This is a genomic window from Enterococcus sp. DIV0358, assembly GCF_051713465.1.
Classification (GTDB): Bacteria; Bacillota; Bacilli; order Lactobacillales; family Enterococcaceae; genus Enterococcus; species Enterococcus faecalis.
Genome location: NZ_JBIOPX010000001.1, coordinates 1131272 through 1148031 on the forward strand (window position 1 = coordinate 1131272; position 16760 = coordinate 1148031).

The 16760-nt window shown below is 36.6% G+C and carries 17 protein-coding genes and 1 pseudogene; 10 read left to right on the forward strand and 8 right to left on the reverse strand.

Going from position 1 to position 16760, the window contains the following annotated elements; translation table 11 throughout:
* Positions 1-14 precede the first annotated feature (14 nt).
* A complete protein-coding gene (locus tag IGK70_RS05635; RefSeq protein WP_002419153.1) occupies positions 15-1064 on the forward strand; it encodes an oxidoreductase in 1050 nt (349 codons plus the stop codon).
* A gap of 473 nt (positions 1065-1537) precedes the next feature.
* Positions 1538-1996, forward strand: coding sequence for a DUF441 domain-containing protein (locus tag IGK70_RS05640; RefSeq protein WP_002357887.1), 459 nt, complete (start codon positions 1538-1540; stop codon positions 1994-1996).
* Positions 1997-2034: 38 nt separating this feature from the next.
* Here the strand turns inward: IGK70_RS05640 and IGK70_RS05645 are convergent, their stop codons facing one another.
* The 3 genes from IGK70_RS05645 to efbA all read right to left on the reverse strand — a co-directional run bounded on the left by IGK70_RS05645 (position 2035) and on the right by efbA (position 4581).
* Positions 2035-2376 (reverse strand): iron-sulfur cluster biosynthesis family protein, encoded by a 342-nt coding sequence (locus IGK70_RS05645; RefSeq protein WP_002391631.1) that lies wholly within the window; start codon positions 2374-2376, stop codon positions 2035-2037.
* A 73-nt stretch (positions 2377-2449) separates the two neighbouring features.
* Entirely contained in the window at positions 2450-2713 is a 264-nt protein-coding gene (locus tag IGK70_RS05650; protein ID WP_002381957.1) for a hypothetical protein, read from the reverse strand.
* Positions 2714-2868: 155 nt separating this feature from the next.
* The gene (gene efbA / locus IGK70_RS05655) at positions 2869-4581 is read right to left on the reverse strand and encodes a fibronectin-binding protein EfbA (RefSeq protein ID WP_104855902.1); all 1713 of its coding nucleotides are present in this window, start codon (positions 4579-4581) and stop codon (positions 2869-2871) included.
* Positions 4582-4800: 219 nt separating this feature from the next.
* Here efbA and IGK70_RS05660 point away from each other — a divergent pair, with 219 nt between their 5' ends.
* The 5 genes and pseudogenes from IGK70_RS05660 (at position 4801) to IGK70_RS05680 (ending at position 10460) form a co-directional block, all read left to right on the forward strand.
* Positions 4801-5460 (forward strand): hypothetical protein, encoded by a 660-nt coding sequence (locus IGK70_RS05660; RefSeq protein WP_025191118.1) that lies wholly within the window; start codon positions 4801-4803, stop codon positions 5458-5460.
* 859 nt (positions 5461-6319) lie between these two features.
* Positions 6320-7309, forward strand: a complete 990-nt coding sequence (trpX, locus tag IGK70_RS05665; RefSeq protein WP_104855901.1) for a tryptophan ABC transporter substrate-binding protein — start codon at positions 6320-6322, stop codon at positions 7307-7309.
* Positions 7310-7333: 24 nt separating this feature from the next.
* Positions 7334-8221: an ABC transporter permease gene (locus tag IGK70_RS05670; RefSeq protein WP_002357879.1), complete on the forward strand. Its 888-nt coding sequence runs from the start codon at positions 7334-7336 to the stop codon at positions 8219-8221.
* Complete coding sequence (locus IGK70_RS05675) at positions 8218-8985, forward strand: ABC transporter ATP-binding protein (protein ID WP_002357878.1); 768 nt, start codon at positions 8218-8220, stop codon at positions 8983-8985. Before IGK70_RS05670 ends, IGK70_RS05675 begins: the two co-directional genes overlap by 4 nt.
* A 72-nt stretch (positions 8986-9057) precedes the next feature.
* Positions 9058-10460 (forward strand): annotated as a pseudogene (locus IGK70_RS05680) (IS3 family transposase).
* Positions 10461-10535: 75 nt separating this feature from the next.
* On the opposite strand, the gene IGK70_RS05685 reads toward IGK70_RS05680, so the two are convergent.
* Entirely contained in the window at positions 10536-10997 is a 462-nt protein-coding gene (locus IGK70_RS05685; protein ID WP_002357877.1) for a threonine/serine exporter family protein, read from the reverse strand.
* A gap of 11 nt (positions 10998-11008) precedes the next feature.
* On the reverse strand, positions 11009-11785 hold the full coding sequence (locus IGK70_RS05690; protein WP_002378231.1) for a threonine/serine exporter family protein: 777 nt from the start codon (positions 11783-11785) through the stop codon (positions 11009-11011).
* 231 nt (positions 11786-12016) lie between these two features.
* Between IGK70_RS05690 and IGK70_RS05695 the strand changes: the two genes are divergently transcribed.
* Positions 12017-12223 (forward strand): hypothetical protein, encoded by a 207-nt coding sequence (locus tag IGK70_RS05695; RefSeq protein WP_002357875.1) that lies wholly within the window; start codon positions 12017-12019, stop codon positions 12221-12223.
* 17 nt (positions 12224-12240) lie between these two features.
* On the opposite strand, the gene IGK70_RS05700 is transcribed toward IGK70_RS05695, so the two are convergent.
* The gene (locus IGK70_RS05700; protein ID WP_025186293.1) at positions 12241-13020 is read right to left on the reverse strand and encodes a Cof-type HAD-IIB family hydrolase; all 780 of its coding nucleotides are present in this window, start codon (positions 13018-13020) and stop codon (positions 12241-12243) included.
* Positions 13021-13234: 214 nt separating this feature from the next.
* Between IGK70_RS05700 and IGK70_RS05705 the strand changes: the two genes are divergently transcribed.
* Together IGK70_RS05705 and IGK70_RS05710 are read left to right on the forward strand one after the other, a co-directional pair.
* The gene (locus tag IGK70_RS05705) at positions 13235-13954 is read left to right on the forward strand and encodes a response regulator transcription factor (protein WP_104855966.1); all 720 of its coding nucleotides are present in this window, start codon (positions 13235-13237) and stop codon (positions 13952-13954) included.
* On the forward strand, positions 13954-15411 hold the full coding sequence (locus tag IGK70_RS05710) for a sensor histidine kinase (protein ID WP_002407008.1): 1458 nt from the start codon (positions 13954-13956) through the stop codon (positions 15409-15411). Before IGK70_RS05705 ends, IGK70_RS05710 begins: the two co-directional genes overlap by 1 nt.
* Before the next feature lie 38 nt (positions 15412-15449).
* Here the strand turns inward: IGK70_RS05710 and IGK70_RS05715 are convergent, their stop codons facing one another.
* Together IGK70_RS05715 and IGK70_RS05720 are read right to left on the reverse strand one after the other, a co-directional pair.
* Complete coding sequence (locus IGK70_RS05715) at positions 15450-16001, reverse strand: hypothetical protein (RefSeq protein ID WP_002360506.1); 552 nt, start codon at positions 15999-16001, stop codon at positions 15450-15452.
* 14 nt (positions 16002-16015) lie between these two features.
* Positions 16016-16717 carry a hypothetical protein gene (locus IGK70_RS05720; RefSeq protein WP_002360505.1) on the reverse strand — a complete coding sequence of 234 codons (702 nt, stop codon included), beginning with the start codon at positions 16715-16717 and terminating at the stop codon, positions 16016-16018.
* Between the last annotated feature and the right edge of the window lie 43 nt (positions 16718-16760).

A 16760-nucleotide genomic window follows, 5' to 3' on the forward strand; every position in this document is an offset into this window, starting at 1 on the left:
AGAGTGTGGAAAATATGACAGTAAAAATGGGGTTTATTGGATTTGGTAAAAGTGCCAATCGTTACCATTTACCTTACGTAATGATTCGAGAAACACTAGAAGTGAAAACAATTTTCGATTTACATGTTAATGAAAAAGCAGCAGCGCCCTTTAAAGAAAAAGGTGTAAATTTTACCACTGACCTTAATGAATTATTGACGGATCCAGAAATTGAATTGATCACAATCTGCACGCCGGCGCATACACATTATGATTTAGCCAAACAAGCCATTTTAGCTGGTAAATCAGTGATTGTGGAAAAACCATTTTGTGATACTTTAGAACACGCAGAGGAATTATTTGCTTTAGGGCAAGAAAAAGGGGTAGTAGTGATGCCTTATCAAAATCGACGTTTCGACGGCGATTACCTAGCGATGAAGCAAGTAGTAGAGCAAGGCTTTTTAGGAGAAATCAATGAAGTGGAAACACATATTGATTATTATCGACCAGGAAGTATCACGGAACAAGGACCTAAAGAAAATGGTTCGTTTTACGGACTAGGCATTCATTTAATGGATCGCATGATTGCTCTTTTCGGGCGTCCAGATCAAGTCACTTATGATATTCGTAATAATGAAGTGAGTGAGGCAGTCGATAATTATTTTGACGTTGATTTACATTATGGTTCAAAATTAAAAGTAAAAGTTAAAACGAATCATTCTGTCGCTAGTCCGTATCCACGTTTTATTGTTCATGGCAGCAATGGCTCGTTCATCAAATATGGCGAAGATCAACAAGAAAATGATTTAAAAGCCGGAATCATGCCAGATGCACCAGGCTTTGGAGAAGATTCACCAATGTATTATGGAGAAGTGACTTACCGTAATGGCAATGGCGACTGGATTAAAAAACAAATTAAAACGCCTGTAGGTGATTACGGTCGTTATTATGATGCCGTCTATGAAACGTTGAAAAATGGTGCACCGCAACTAGTAACTGAAGAGCAAGCATTAACTAACATCGAAATTTTAGAAGCAGGTTTTCTTAACCCAAGTCCAAGTGTTTATCGTTTGAAAGAAAACTAAAGCGTGTTTAAATGACTTGAAAAGCGCCTGCCCGACAGTCCAGACAACTGTAGGGCAGGCGCTTTTATTTATAAAGAGTTGTGAATTTTAATATAAGAAACGTATATTGTTAGTGAAAATAAAAAAAGGAAAGACATCTTAGTAGCACTACTTCCCCAAGAATTGCTACTAAAATGTCTTTTGTGATGCTCGCTCAATTGAAGAGCCTTAAATAGGATATCGAATATCCAGTATAAATGCAAGTAAACTACTTTATAGTTAATATTAGTATACTTCATAAAATAATTTTTCAAAGAGAAAAAGGCTTGTTATGAGAAAAAATTAATTTTTAACTCGTTTTTTCTAAGCAAGATTCGTGTGAAAAAGACAATAATTACTGAAGCTGAATGGTAATTAAAGAGGTTCTTTGCTAAAATAGGAAAGACAAGAAAGTTTGGTTAACGAAAGAACCAAATCAGAAAGGAGGACAACCAGTGGAAAGTTGGCTTTTTTTACTACTGATTGCCTTGATTGCGTTTGTTGCAAAAAATCAAAGTTTATTAATTGCGTCAGTTGTTGTGCTTGCTTTAAAGGCTTTACCAAATAGTGCGAAAATCATGTCGTGGTTGTCAGATAAAGGCATTAATTTAGGCGTCACAATTATTTCAATTACCATTTTAGTCCCGATTGCTACAGGACAAATTGGCTTAAAGGATTTAATCCAATCATTCAAAACACCGATGGGATGGCTGGGGATACTTTGTGGAATTCTGGTGGCTGTTTTATCCTCAAAAGGAGTAGGTTTAATTAATCAATCGCCAGAGATTACGGTGGCCTTAGTTTTTGGAACGATTCTTGGCGTCGTTTTTTTAAAAGGAATTGCAGCTGGTCCGATTATTGCATCGGGCATGATGTACGTAATCATTACTACCTTTCAAGCCTTTCAACACTAAAAAAGCAAACAAAACGCGTAAACGTTTTGTTTGCTTTTTTAGTGTTGATAAATGTCCACATTACTATCTAATATGCCACTTTCATTTTTTAAAGTAATGGTTCCCGCATTCGGATGAATCACTAGCTGTAAATGCCCTGTTAAAAACATTTGGTCATACGTCGAAGTATAGACGTGAAAAGAATCATTAGCAATTGTTTCGGTATAAGGCGCTTCTGCTTGATCAACAGGAACGATAATGAAACGATCGCCAATCATACAACAACCTTCTGCGGAAGAATAAGGATTAGAGCCGTCATTTGCTACCAACAAGAAGGTGTTCGTTTCAGTTAAGAAAGGGGCTAAACGTTGTTTTACTTCTTCAGAAATAGTCAGAGACATTTGCCTCACTCCTTTAAATAGTATGTAAAAGGAAGAGGGTAGCTTGTCGCTATGCCGCTCTTCAAAGGTTTTGTTATTTGCTTGTTTCTTTACTGCTTTTTTTGAAAAGAGCAATAGAAAAGGCGACAACTAAGACAACTGTTGCAGCTAAAACAAATGGATTTTTTGTTGCTGATGTGAACCCTAGGACTGTTGAACCAATCGCACCTACGTAAGATAAAATAATCGCTGCTTTCTTTGGTGTTGAAAGTTCTGTAAAGCTATCGCGGAAGGCGACACCTAAACCTAAAGCGCCAATAAAGGCAAACATCCCAAAAATAATGTGTAAAAAGACCATGAATTTCACCTCCAACAGTCAGTATAGAGAGAAATAGCTAGTTTGTAAACTAATTGAGCTTACTTGTGTTATTTATCACTTGATAAATGTTTTTGCCAATGCAAAAAAACAACGTACGATCAATCGGCAGTACGTTGTTTTTTAGTTTAATATAATTAGGAAGTAGAATCCTTATTTTGCTGGATTTTTTTGATCGATTCTTCTGTTGGCGTCACATATAACGTTCGTTGGTTTTCATAAATCACATAACCTGGTTTTGCTCCATTGGGTTTATGCACATGTTTTACTTGGACATAGTCAACAGGCACTTGTGAAGAAAGTCGATATTTTGAAAAATAAGCTGCTAGAAGTGCGGCTTCAGTAAGGGTTTCTTCGCTAGGATGTGCGTCACGAATAATTACATGAGATCCAGGAATATCTTTGGCATGGAGCCAATAATCAGTTTTTTTAGCGGTTCGTAAAGTTAATTGATCATTTTGCAAATTGTTTTTTCCAACGAGAATAGGTGTGCCATCTGTGGCATAAAAAAGATCGGGTTGGCTTTTTTTCGGCTGTTTTTGTTTTTTATTTTTTTTACGTTTTAAATAGCCTTGTTCAATCAGTTCTTCACGAATCACTTCAATGTCCATTGGTGTCGCAATTTCAAGTTGTGCCACAACTGACTCTAAATAAGAAATTTCTTGTTGTGTTTGCTGAATTTGTGTCTTAACAACTCGGACAGCATTTTTCAATTTTTGATATTTTTGAAAATATTTTTGTGCATTTTGATTAGGTGAAAGTGCAGGATTTAGCGAGATACGCAACGGTGCATTTTCTTCATAATAATTTGGTAATTCCACCTCGGTGGCTCCTTTTGGTACTTGTGCCATGAAGGTTGTTAATAGTTCTCCGTCGCGACGGTAATTTTCAGCGTTTTCTGTATCGGCTAAGGTTTGCTGTAATTTTTTAAGTTTCTTTTGATTTCTTTTTAGTTCATTTTCAATTTTGCGAATTAGTTCGCCGCCTTGTTGTTTGACACGGTCTTTCTCTGCTTTACCAGAATAAAAGGCATCTAGTAATTCACTGAGTGTCGCATACGTTGTTTGTTCACCAACTAATGATTGATAAGGAATGGGCGTAAAATATTCTTTTTTTTCAGTGATAGTTAATGTCGGTACAACAGCTTCAGTGACTGAGGACCAAAATTCCGTCCAGATGGCCATTTTTTCATTTGGTTGTGCAAGTAAACGGGCACTTAATTCGTCTGCTGTATCTTTGCCTAGACCTTGGAAATGCTGTTGTAAATAGCGTCCGTTTAATTCAGGAGCTGTAGAAAGAAGCGCAAAGACTTCTTCTTTTGAAGCCGTGAGCGGATTAAGTCCCATTGGTTTTGGCGGTTCAATATAAGTTGCTCCAGGAAGCAACGAACGATAACTATTTTGGCTCATTCCAATGTGTTTTATCGCATCTAAGATTTTTCCAGAAGATTGGTTAACTAAAACGATTGTACTGTGACGTCCCATTAATTCAACAATCAAAACAATATTTTGTAAGTCACCTAGTTCATCTCTTTTTGAAAAGGTGAAGTGAATCACGCGATCATTTTCTATTTGTTGAATCGTTTCTAAAATGGCACCGTCCAGAAATTTTCGTAACATCATCACAAAATTAGGAGGTGTTTCTGGATTGCTATAGGTAATTGTAGATAGTTGTATGCGCGCATAACTAGGATGTGCTGATAATAATAATTTATGGTTTTTACCTTTCGCACGAATGACTAAAACGACTTCGTTTTCATAAGGCTGATGGATTTTTGAAATCCGGCCACTTACGAGTGTTTCTGTCAACTCATGAACCATGCTATGAGTAAATACGCCATCAAATGACATAATAAATCCCTCGTTTCTTTCCGACTAATAGCTTTATTATAGCGGAGTTTTTGAATTTAAGAAAGAAGCTTGTTAAAAAGGAGTTGGGTTTTCCTTAGAAAGCTGGGGAAGTTTGTTGGTTTTTTTAGTAATTAAAGCGCAAGGGTAGGCAAGAAAGAAAATGATTAGTATAATAGATAAGAACTAAAAGCGAGGAGCGATTAGAAGTTGAATAATTTTATGGAAGAACTAAAAGAGGCATTTTATGAATTAAGACAAAGAAAACTGTTAATGATTACCGCTATTGTAGCATTAGTATTAATAATTGGCTCAATCATTTTTATTCCAACGATGCAGAAAAATATTCGAGCTGCTCAAGTTGAATCGTTAGTCGCAGGACCCATCAAATCAGAGAAAGTCAGTGTCTTAGATTACAAAACAGCAGATAAGAAAATCCAAGAAACAGGAGCCATGTCAGTCATGTTTGCTAAACCATCTGGCAAGCAATACGATCAAATGGTGAAGCTGTTTAATTCAGATAAAATGAATGAATTTCATCGTTCGCTGTATATCTATCCGTTAATTTATAATGCTGGCAAAGCACAAGAGCAATACAATGTTAGCGGCGATGAGATTACGCTTGTTTTCTTTGAAAACGGCAAAGAAAAGACACGGACGGTTGTCGAAAAATCTATGGATTTAAAAACACAATTAATACCAGAATTAAATCGATTACCAATGGCTGGCGTTTTGAAAGACCAACAAAAGGCAGCCCAAGAAGCTGAAAAAGAAGCAGCAAAGACCGCTGAAACACAGACGACGACCAGCACGACTGGCGTTGCTCAATCTACTGAAACGACGACAGAAAGCACTGATACAGTACCAGAAACTGGTGAATAATAGCTAGCTATGTTAAACTTAGATTGTAGAAAGTTTTAAGGAATTAGAAAGAGGGGATTTTCGATGGCATTAGTAATTTCAATGACGATTTTAGTAAGTTTATGGCTGATTCAATCGCAAAAACAAGCAGTTAAAGTTCCCGTGAAAATTGAAAGAAACCGAAACAATTAAGTGGTAAATATGCTGAAATAAAGAAAAACGAGCCTCTCATAAGAGTGGCTCGTTTTTTAGAAGTAAAAGAAATGCAAGAAAATAAAAACTTTTTCTTGACGAACAAAATCAATATAGTGTAGACTACCTTTAACAACATAACTAGGAGGGAAAATACATGACACAATTATCTAACGTAAAAGAAATGCACCAATCATGGCAAAACTGGCGTAGATAGTTGTATGTATGATTCTTTCATAGATACAACTTTAGAAGACTTATTCTAAAAAGTGTATCTATGCTGGTTATATTCAAGAAGAAAAAACGACCACATAGAGGACCCATCTATGTGGTTTTTGTTTTGCATAAAAACAACGACCACTCCTAAACACTTAGGATAAGTCGTTGTTTTTTTGCTACGAATCACTACGATTGGCACGAAGTGACAGAGTAGATGATGAGTAGCACAAGGTGAACGAAGAGAACGTTGTCACAATCGTAGAAAAGTGCTCCTGCGATTCTCACCAAAGTTGCGATCCTCGTCGCAGTTAAATCCTGACATTTGTAAAAAAGTGTTCCTAGGATTTTGACTAAGCAGAGGATTACGAATCTCAGTTTCACTTTCAACGGAAGAAACGCCCTATAGATAATGGTTTTATTATTAAAAAGAAAAAGTTGCCAAACAAAAGGGCAGTTAGGAGAATGCAAAATGAAAAATAAACGTTTAACGTTTGTCGTGTCTTTATTAGCTATTTATTTAATTGGTGCTTTTTTTGTGAATCAAAAAGTGACGAATTCAAAGAAAGAAATAGTTACTGTAGGGGTTTTGCAGTTTGTCAGTCACCCCGCATTGGATGAAATTTATAAAGGTGTTGAGGAAGGGTTAAAGGAAAATGGTTATGACAAAGGCAAAAACTTAGAAATTATTTTTCAAAATGGTCAAGCCGACCAGAGTAAGTTAGCAATCATGAGTCAACAATTAGTACAAAAAAAGGCAGACGTTTTAATTGGCATCGCCACGCCAGCTGCGCAAGCGTTAGCCAACACTACCCAAGAAATCCCAATCATTTTAGGCGCCATTACGGACCCTGTTAGTGCAGGATTGGTGAAAGACAATCAAAAGCCAGGCGGTAACATCACGGGTGTTAGTGATCAATCACCTTTGTCAGCCCAGATGGATTTACTAAAAGAATTGATACCAGCTGCCAAAAAAATAGGTATTCTCTATGCTTCCTCAGAAGAAAACTCTCGATACCAAGTAGCTGAAGCGCAGAAAGCAGCTGAAGCCAAAGGATTGACAGTGAAAACATATGCTGTGCCATCAAGTAATGAAATTGCACAAACGGTTCAAGTGATGACTAAGGAAACAGATGTGATTTATATACCAACTGATAATACGATTGCTAATGCCATGCAAACGGTAGTCGGAGAAGCAAATCGAACCAAGACGCCGATTATTCCTTCAGTGGATACAATGGTAGAACAAGGCGGTTTAGCAACTGTTGGGATTAATCAACATGCATTGGGGGTACAAGCCGGCAAAATGGCAGCAGAGGTTCTGTCTGGAAAAAGTCAACCAGCAACTACACCCATTTATACCTTTAATACAGGCGACACAATTATCAATGAAAAACAAGCTCAAAAGTTAGGGATTACGATTCCCGCAGAGTTAGCAAAAAAATCGAAATTGATTAACTAATTATCAAAGAAAGTAGGAGAAGCGATGATTGTTTCAGCAATTGGACAAGGAATGTTATGGGCCTTGTTAGGACTAGGTATTTTTATGACTTATCGTATTTTAAATTTTCCAGATATGACCACAGAAGGTTCATTTCCGTTAGGAGGGGCGGTTTGTGTAACTGCCATTACTACAGGGGTTTCACCATTTGTAGCGACTCTTTTAGGGGTCGGAGCAGGAATGCTTGCCGGTTTAGTGACTGGTTTACTATTTACAAAAGGAAAAATTCCAATTATTTTAGCAGGAATTTTAGTAATGTCTGGTTTAAATTCCGTGATTTTATTTGTGATGAAATCGCCAAATAAGTCTTTATTAAACCAACCGAAGATTCAAGATGTTTTTCAAAAAATGGCCTTACCAGATTATTATGATACTATTTTTTTAGGGATTAGTGTTTTGGCTGTGGTAATGATTTTACTGTTATTTTTCTTTAATACTAGTTTGGGACAAGCCTATATTGCGACAGGCGACAATGAAGAAATGGCTCGCTCGATTGGCATTCAAACGGATCGCATGAAAATTTTAGGATTGGTTTTATCGAATGGCTTGATTGGCTTATCTGGCGCTTTGATTGCCCAAAATGATGGATATGCGGATGTAAGTAAAGGAACCGGTGTCATTGTGATTGGCTTGGCTTCACTCATTATTGGTGAAGTACTGTTTGGAGAATTAACGTTTGGTGAACGGCTGATGGCGATTGTTGTAGGGAGTATTATTTATCAACTATTGATTTTATTAGTGATTAAATTAGGCTTTGATACGACGTATTTGAAAATCTTCTCAGCAGTGATTTTAGCAATCTGTTTAATGATCCCACAATTGAAAAAAGCATTACGACTACACGGCTTTTCTGATAAGGGGGAAACGAAATGAAACCAGTTGTTGAATTAAAAAATGCGACAAAAATCATTGATAATGGGATGAATGAAAAAAAAGTGATTTTGGATCATGTGAACTTAGCCATTTATCCTGGGGACTTCATTACTGTTTTAGGTGGAAATGGCGCAGGCAAGAGTACGCTATTCAATAGTTTAGCAGGAACTTTGACACTAACAGAAGGACAATTTTTAATTGAAGGAGTCAATCGCACCAATCTTTCTGAAGTCAAACGGGCCAAATCTCTAGCGCGTGTTTTTCAAGATCCTAAAATGGGGACAGCACCAAGAATGACTGTGGCAGAAAATTTATTGCTTGCCATGAAACGCGGACAAAAACGTCCCTTAACATTACGGAAGATAAATGAGCAACGCGCCTTGTTTACAAAAATCTGTCAAGAAGTTGGCAATGGCTTGGAAAATCATCTGGATACACCGACAGGTAACCTTTCTGGCGGTCAGCGCCAAGCCTTAAGTTTATTAATGGCCACTATCACAAAACCAGAATTATTACTTTTAGATGAACATACTGCTGCCTTAGATCCCAAAACATCCAAGCAGCTGATGCACTTAACGGAACAACGGATTGAAGAAGGGAACTTAACTTGTTTGATGATTACCCATCGAATGGAAGATGCTTTACGATATGGCAATCGTTTAATTGTTTTACAAAAAGGTAAAATTGTTCAAGATTTAAACGCTGCTGAAAAAGCACAATTAACGCTACAAGATTTGTTGCTGTTCTTTGAAGAAGTAGAATAAAAAACAAGCTCGTTTTCTGAGCCGACCCCCAAAAGTTAGACCTAGAAATCTAACTTTTGGAGGTTTTTTTGTATGGCAAAATACAGTTTTGAATTTAAACTTAAACTTGTTCATGACTACTTATCTGGTCAAGGAGGTCTAAGGTTTCTCGCAAAGAAGTATGGATTTAAAGATAGTTCTCAAATAAGCAAATGGATAAATGCCTATAAAGAACTTGGTGAAGAAGGCCTACTTCGCAGTCGAAAAAATAAGAATTACTCTGTTCAATTTAAGCTAGATGCGATAGAGTTATATTTAACAACAGAGTTGTCCTATCAAGAAGTAGCTAATCTTCTAAAAATGAACAATCCATCATTGATTGCGAATTGGCTTAGAACGTATCAGAAGTTTGGTATAGAGGGACTCTCTAAACAGAAAGGACGTCCACCTACCATGTCTAAAAAGAAACGAAATGAACCCCAACCACTACCAAGTGAACGATCTCAAGTAGAGAAACTAGAAAAAGAAAATAGAATGTTAAAAATTGAGAATGCCTATTTAAAAGAATTGAGGAGACTGCGTTTAGAGGACGAACAAAAAATGAACGAATCGCACGAATCATTCACAGTCTCCGAAGACACTTTCGATTAAAAGATATTTTGGAAACCCTAAGGTTTCCAAAATCTACTTACATGTACTGGCAAAAACGCCTCGACAGAACAGCTTCAACACAAATCATTGAAGAAGAAATTCAAGCGATTTGTAAAAAACATCAGCATTATGGCTATAGAAGGATAACCCAAGAATTGAAACGACGTGGATTTCAAGTGAATAAAAAGAAAGTCCAGCGATTAATACAAAAGTTAAAGTTACAAGTCAAAGCTTTTACTAAGAAATCCAGAAAATATAATTCCTATAAAGGAATCGTTGGTAAAATCGCTAAAAATTTGATTCGTCGCCGATTTAAAACCTCTGTTCCTCATCAAAAAATTACAACTGATACAACTGAATTTAAGTACTTTGAAGCAGATAACGCAGGCATCTTTCGTCAGAAAAAACTATACTTAGATCCATTTATGGATATGTATAATAGTGAAATTCTAAGCTATAGCCTTTCTACTCAACCAAATGGTAAAACAGTTATGGAAGGTCTGAAAGAAGCAATTTCTCAAACAAATGATTGTCCCTATCGGCGCACCTTTCACTCTGATCAAGGCTGGGCTTATCAAATGAATGTCTATATACAAACATTAAAGGACAACAATATCTTTCAAAGTATGTCTCGAAAAGGAACCTGTTTAGATAATTCTCCTATGGAGAATTTCTTCAGTATCCTAAAACAAGAAGTGTACTATGGAAAAATCTATCAAAGTCAAAATGAATTGAGAGAAGTAATTGAGAACTACATTTATTATTACAATCATCACCGAATCAAAGAAAAACTTAACTGGAAAAGCCCAGTAGAATTTCGACAATTCAATCAAAAAACTGCATAAAAAATAGAGTGGAAAAATCCACTCTATAAAAAGTCTAACTTTTTGGGGTCGCTACATTCTGAGCTTGTTTTTTTTTTATTTTTTGACCAATCGGAAGAGTCGCTTGGGGAAAAAACGTTTGACAATTCGTTCCAGTAGCGAGGTCACCATAAAGCCCGCTGCGATAGCTGCAGCAGTAAAGACAACTTTTAAAATCAACTGCAAACCGTCATCAATATTTCCTAACAAAATGCTCCGAACCGCTTGATAGGCAGGGCCTCCTGGCACTAAAGGAACCAAACTTGGAATATAAAAAATAATCATCGGCATTTTTTTGTAACGGGAAAAAAAGATACTAGCGATTCCTAACCCGACCGTTCCTAAAAAGTTTGCAAAGGTTTGACTAGCATCAAAAGTTTGCGTTAAGACATAATAAATCATCCAGCCTGTCATGCCAGTAATGCCACAAGCCACCAGTGCTTTACGAGGAATGTTCGTAATAATACCAAACGTCACAGTCGCTAAAAAACTAAAGAGAAGATGAAAAATTAGTTCCATTTGAACACTCTTTACATAAATAATTTAAAAATCAAGGCAATTCCCAGGCCAACAGACCCAGCAATAAAAATAGCTTCTGTCCCTCGCGCCGTCCCGCTGATGAGGTGGCCCGCTAAAATGTCGCGAAAAGAGTTCGTAATCGCCACACCTGGAACTAACGGCATCACCGCACCAATAATAATATTATCGATGTTGACCGCTAAGTGAAAATGCACAGCCAAATAGGCCAACAAACCAATGACAAAAGCGGCTGCGAATGAATCGAGGTAAGGAACTTGGAATAACTTTTGGGTAAAAAGATAACTGGCATACCCAATCACGCCAACAAAAAAAGTTGCAATAAAATCTTGCCAAGTGCCACCAAAAATGTACATTAACGTACAACTAACAATCCCGGCTGCTAACAAGCGTAACGAAATTGAAAAAGTGGGGGTATCTGTTTCTAATAGAGTTAAGCGCTGATAAAGCTCTGGTAGAGTAATCTCTTTTTGTGCAAATTCTCTTGATAATTGATTGACAAGGCTAACTTTTTCCAAATTAATCGAGCGCTGGGGGATGTTTTCTAATTGCGTATAATTACTGGAACGAAAGCCCACGAAAATCCCTGTAGCCGTCGTGTAACAAACGCTCTCTGGCTCGCCAGCATTTGCTGCAATCCGAGTAATTGTATCTTCGGTTCTATATACTTCAGATCCGCTTTCCAGCATAATTTTTCCAGCTAAAATGCATGTATCAATAATTAATTGTTTTCTTTTTTCGCTATTAACCAAAGGAATGGCTCCTTTCATTTCGAGTTCACTTTTAGTGTATCATTTTTTTTAAGAACTGTACGCAATTTAAAACAGAGATAGAAAAAAAGTGTGATTTTTTACAAAAATGAAACGAATCTTAAGAATAAATGAAAACAAATAAGGAATTAGTAAAAATTATGGGTTAGTTGTAAGAATCTAGGATCTTTCCTTGCATTTTAGTAGGAAACATCCTATCCTAAACATAGAAAAACAAAGGGGTCAATAAAAATGGACAACCAATGGTTACTCTACGGAATTAGCAGTGTCGTATTAATTATTTTAATCAGAAGAACAATCCTATCAGGAAACATCGTATTAAGTTGTTTGTTGGGAGCGATTTTGCTGATTCAAGTAGTGGGAGTAGCTCTCTGTGCTCAGCAGAAAAAGAAAAATGAACATACAAAAGAACTACCTTCTTCTAAAGTACATCAATAGAAGAAGGTAGTTTTCTCTTATAGTAAATCAAATTTTTTCAAGCCATTAACAATGCCATTTTCAGTATTTTTAGTTGAAATAAAGGTGGCTTTTTCTTTTAGTTCTTCTCGCGCATTACCCATGGCAATTCCATAATCACAGGCCTCAAACAGCGCCAAATCATTGATGCCATCACCAAAGGCATAAGTGGGAATGCCGTTTAATCCCAAGGTGTTAAAAAGATTTTTGACACCAGAGCCTTTAGAGACCCCTTTACGAACAATATCTATTGAAAAAGGACCATTGCGATAAAAGGTCAATTCAGGAAACCGCTCATAGTAATATTCATCATCATCGCCATGTTGACTTAAGACCAACATCATGTTGACGGCATCATTCTCATAACCTGTGGGATCAATTTCTGGAACAGCTGAATGAATATAATCATAGGCTTGTTTCACTGTGCCAGTATGCCCTGTACAAAAAATACGGCGCTCATTGTAAAAAGCCAATTCATGACCACGCTGTTTGACATGTTCATGCAGTGAAACACATTCCTCTGTTGTAAATTCATCTGAATAAATCGTTTTTCCTTCATAATGAATAAATTGCCCGTTCATTACAATCGCAGAATCAATGCCACTGGCTTTCATAATTGGCTGAATCTCACACAAGGTCCGTCCTGTCGCAATTAAAGGTAAAATTTGATTGTCTTTCAAGGTCGCCACTGCTGCGGTAATCTCAGGAGTTATTTGCGATGTTCCATCTAACAAAGTTCCATCTAAATCAAAAAAAGTAATAGCTTTCATTTTATCCATACCCTAACATCCTCTCTACGCTTGTTATTTTAACAAACTTTTCTGAAAAGACAATGGGTTCCTTTCGTTTTCTTTAAAAGAGCAGGAAAAAAAGTGATTTTTGATGGTTCTGTAAAGGATTTTTGAAGAAATATAGAATCGGTTGGTACAAATTCAATTTTAGAGTATACTACAATAGAGCAGTTTTATGAAAAGTGAATAAGGAGTGAATGAAATGAATATATTAATGATTGAAGACAATGAATCCGTCTCAGAAATGATGCAAATGTTTTTCTTAAATGAAGGGTGGGAAGCTACCTTTAAAGATGATGGCAAAGAAGGATTGACGACTTTTCTTGCTTCGCCAGAAAAGTGGGACATGATTACGTTAGACTTAAACTTACCTAGTATGGATGGGATGGCTGTTTGTCGTGAAATTCGCAAAGTTTCAGCCAATGTTCCCATTATTATGTTGACCGCTCGTGATTCTGAAAGTGACCAAGTAATTGGCCTTGAAATGGGTGCGGATGATTATGTGACAAAACCATTTAGTCCATTAACTTTGATTGCACGGATGAAAGCTCTACATCGTCGTGCCGAGGTGGCAGAGGCTGCGCATGATCCGTCTGAGAATACAGATGAAACATTTGATGTGATTACGGATCATTTTAAAATGAATACGAAAACACGAGAAACATATTTAGATAATCAATTAATTGAAGGCTTAACACCTAAAGAATTTGATTTGCTATACACTTTAGCAAAAAAACCACGCCAAGTCTTTTCACGCGAACAACTACTAGAATTGGTTTGGGACTATCAATACTTTGGCGATGAACGGACAGTTGATGCCCATATCAAAAAATTACGACAAAAAATTGAAAAAGTGGGTCCTCAAGTCATCCAAACGGTTTGGGGCGTAGGGTATAAATTCGACGATTCAGGTGTTGCTTAATGAAGTATTTGTATCAACAATTACTTGCTTTTATAGGTGTGATCGCTCTGATTATTCTCATTGTCGGGACGTCTTTCACACAATTGACCAAGCGCACAATGCAAGAAAATAACTATGAACAGCTGTATGGTTATGCAGAATCGGCTTTAGAAACACGTGACTTTTTTATTAATGTTGCAGGTGTTTCAGATCGAGATGTTTTATCCTATTCATTTCAGTTGACTGAGCGTGTACTCCAAAAGCAAGATGTGCAATTTGTGTTTATTAATAAGGACCGCGTAGTGCAGTACCCACCAGTTGATAGCACAAAAAAATTAGACTTTTCCTTAATCGATAAAAATTGGGATCAAATCATGAAAGGTAATCGTGTTTATGCAACAGAAAATATTGATATCTATGGGGAAAAGAATACTTCAGCTTATGTGATGCTGCCTGTGCGTGATAAAAATACTAATAATCTGCTTGGTGCAATAGTTATTACACAACCTGCCAAAAACGTTGACCGAAGTGTTCAGTCCGTGACACAAAACTTGATTAAAGGCTTTATTTTTTCTGGTGTGATTGCCTTGTTACTAAGTTATCTATTTGCGACTTTCCAAGTGAAACGAATTAATCGGATGCGTAAAGCCACCAAAGAAATCACTAGTGGAAATTTTGATATTCAATTACCGGTTCATGACAAAGATGAATTTGATGACCTAGCAGAAGATTTTAATAAAATGGCTGCGTCTTTAAAAGAATCACAAGAAGAAATCAATCGGCAAGAAGAGCGCCGTCGTCAATTTATGGCGGATGCCTCTCATGAAATGCGGACGCCTTTAACAACTATTAATGGCTTGTTAGAGGGATTGCAGTATAATGCTATTCCTGAAAATCAAAAAGAGAATGCGATTAAACTGATGCAAAATGAGACCGCTCGCTTGATTCGCTTAGTCAATGAAAATCTTGATTATGAAAAAATTCGGACCAACCAGATTCAAATTGTTGTGAAGAAGTTCAACGGAACAGAAGCTTTAGAAAATATTGTGACTCAACTAACGGCCAAAGCTGAAGCCGCCGGTAATCAATTGTATTTAGACACCACCGAACCAATTGATGTGTATGCCGATTATGATCGTTTCGTTCAAGTGGTTGTCAATATTGTTCAAAATGCTATCCAATTTACTGAAAATGGCGAAATTCATATTGCTTTAGAAAAAGGCTATTTAGAAACTATTGTCCGTATTTCTGATACAGGAATCGGCATGACGGAAGAGCAAATTCTGAATATCTGGGATCGTTATTACAAAGTAGATCCATCCCGTAAAAATACGAAATATGGAGAATCAGGATTAGGCTTACCAATCGTTCAACAATTGGTCCGCTTGCATAAAGGAAAAATTAATGTTGAGAGTGAACTTGGTAAAGGCACCACGTTTATTATTTCATTTCCTGATGTTGAAATTACTGAAAACTAAAGAAAACGTCTGGTCACAATCAGTGCCAGACGTTTTCTTTAGTTTAATAACGCATGTAGAGACAGGGGGTGCACATAGGGACTATCAATAATTTGTGGATCTTTTGTCAGAAATAGCAAGCGCTTGTTTCTTTTTTGAACTGCTATTTTTAATTGAGGTAAAATTTCTTGACGTTGTCCAATCGTTAATGAAGAAAAGATGTCATCAATCACTAACGTACTTGTTTTTGAAAGCAAAAGTTGTATTATGCGCATTTTAATTTTTTCAAAAGTCGTAAAAGAAGTAAAGGAACGACCAAGTAAGGCAGGTTCTAATTGGAACACCTGGAAAGCTTCGGCTAGAACTACTTTTCGATCCCGTTCTTTGATTGTACTAGCGATAAATAAATTTTCTTCTAATGGCAAGTAGGGCAGAAAGGTTTCACTAGAAGAAAGCCTAGTAATGGTTAGTTGATTTGTTTGGAAAAAATCGGCCAATGCGAGTTCTTGTTCTGGAGCAGAATAAATGATTCCATAAACTTCTCGCAAAGCTAACGCGTCGAATGAGGATTTTTTTTCGGTTGTTTTTTTGAATGATGGTGTGACATTCATAGAAAATCCCTCCCTTATTTCTTATGTGTGCGTAAATAAATCAACGTGAAAGGAGTCCCGCAAACAAGAGGAATGCCAAGCAAGATTAAGCAGTTAACAAAGCAATTACGGATTGTATAAAGTGACTGCATACTTTTAAAATCAAAAGAAAATGCTTGGATCGTTTGAATCCCTAAATGCTGGATATTTGTAATCGTGACATCCTGGTCGGTACTTTTAGCTAAAAATGCTGGAGTTTCCAAATGAGACCACTGTAAAATAGCATCACGAGCAGCCCAAAGAACAGTATTATACGTTTCTTGAAACATTAAAGTGAAAAGTAAAAAACTGAAAATTCCTAATAGAGCCGGTAAACACAATTCTAGTAAGAGCTGTTTGGTGACATACATATTTGAAAAGTGCATGTGATACCATGTATGTATTTCTTCCTTTTTTATGCGTAGTGTCACATACATCAACAGAAGAAAAGTAACACCAAAGAAAATGACACTACCTAGATAGAGGTGCCAATAGTATTGAATCAGTTGGTAATGGTAACTAGTTTGTTTTTCAATATCGACAAAGTCTGGCATCGTTCGTAAAAACTCTTTTTCAAAATCAATCAAGTTAAACAGCCCAGTCAATAAGAAAGAGAACAGGAAGAAGAAGAGTGCAGTGATTAACGTGATTTTTTTATGATAAAAACTACTAGCTGTAGCGTAACGGACACTTCTCATCAACTTTCACCTCTCTAAACTATCTTTAGTATAGTGAAATAAT

What these genes read in the sequence shown, in the direction of transcription:
- IGK70_RS05635 (WP_002419153.1), top strand. Translation starts at nt 15, where the DNA reads ATGACAGTAAAAATGGGGTTTATTGGATTTGGTAAAAGTGCCAATCGT.
- IGK70_RS05645 (WP_002391631.1), bottom strand. Translation starts at nt 2,376, where the DNA reads ATGTCTCTGACTATTTCTGAAGAAGTAAAACAACGTTTAGCCCCTTTC.
- IGK70_RS05650 (WP_002381957.1), bottom strand. Translation starts at nt 2,713, where the DNA reads ATGGTCTTTTTACACATTATTTTTGGGATGTTTGCCTTTATTGGCGCT.
- efbA (WP_104855902.1), bottom strand. Translation starts at nt 4,581, where the DNA reads ATGTCATTTGATGGCGTATTTACTCATAGCATGGTTCATGAGTTGACA.
- IGK70_RS05660 (WP_025191118.1), top strand. Translation starts at nt 4,801, where the DNA reads ATGGAAGAACTAAAAGAGGCATTTTATGAATTAAGACAAAGAAAACTG.
- trpX (WP_104855901.1), top strand. Translation starts at nt 6,320, where the DNA reads ATGAAAAATAAACGTTTAACGTTTGTCGTGTCTTTATTAGCTATTTAT.
- IGK70_RS05670 (WP_002357879.1), top strand. Translation starts at nt 7,334, where the DNA reads ATGATTGTTTCAGCAATTGGACAAGGAATGTTATGGGCCTTGTTAGGA.
- IGK70_RS05675 (WP_002357878.1), top strand. Translation starts at nt 8,218, where the DNA reads ATGAAACCAGTTGTTGAATTAAAAAATGCGACAAAAATCATTGATAAT.
- IGK70_RS05685 (WP_002357877.1), bottom strand. Translation starts at nt 10,997, where the DNA reads ATGGAACTAATTTTTCATCTTCTCTTTAGTTTTTTAGCGACTGTGACG.
- IGK70_RS05690 (WP_002378231.1), bottom strand. Translation starts at nt 11,785, where the DNA reads ATGAAAGGAGCCATTCCTTTGGTTAATAGCGAAAAAAGAAAACAATTA.
- IGK70_RS05695 (WP_002357875.1), top strand. Translation starts at nt 12,017, where the DNA reads ATGGACAACCAATGGTTACTCTACGGAATTAGCAGTGTCGTATTAATT.
- IGK70_RS05700 (WP_025186293.1), bottom strand. Translation starts at nt 13,020, where the DNA reads ATGGATAAAATGAAAGCTATTACTTTTTTTGATTTAGATGGAACTTTG.
- IGK70_RS05705 (WP_104855966.1), top strand. Translation starts at nt 13,235, where the DNA reads ATGAATATATTAATGATTGAAGACAATGAATCCGTCTCAGAAATGATG.
- IGK70_RS05710 (WP_002407008.1), top strand. Translation starts at nt 13,954, where the DNA reads ATGAAGTATTTGTATCAACAATTACTTGCTTTTATAGGTGTGATCGCT.
- IGK70_RS05715 (WP_002360506.1), bottom strand. Translation starts at nt 16,001, where the DNA reads ATGAATGTCACACCATCATTCAAAAAAACAACCGAAAAAAAATCCTCA.
- IGK70_RS05720 (WP_002360505.1), bottom strand. Translation starts at nt 16,717, where the DNA reads ATGAGAAGTGTCCGTTACGCTACAGCTAGTAGTTTTTATCATAAAAAA.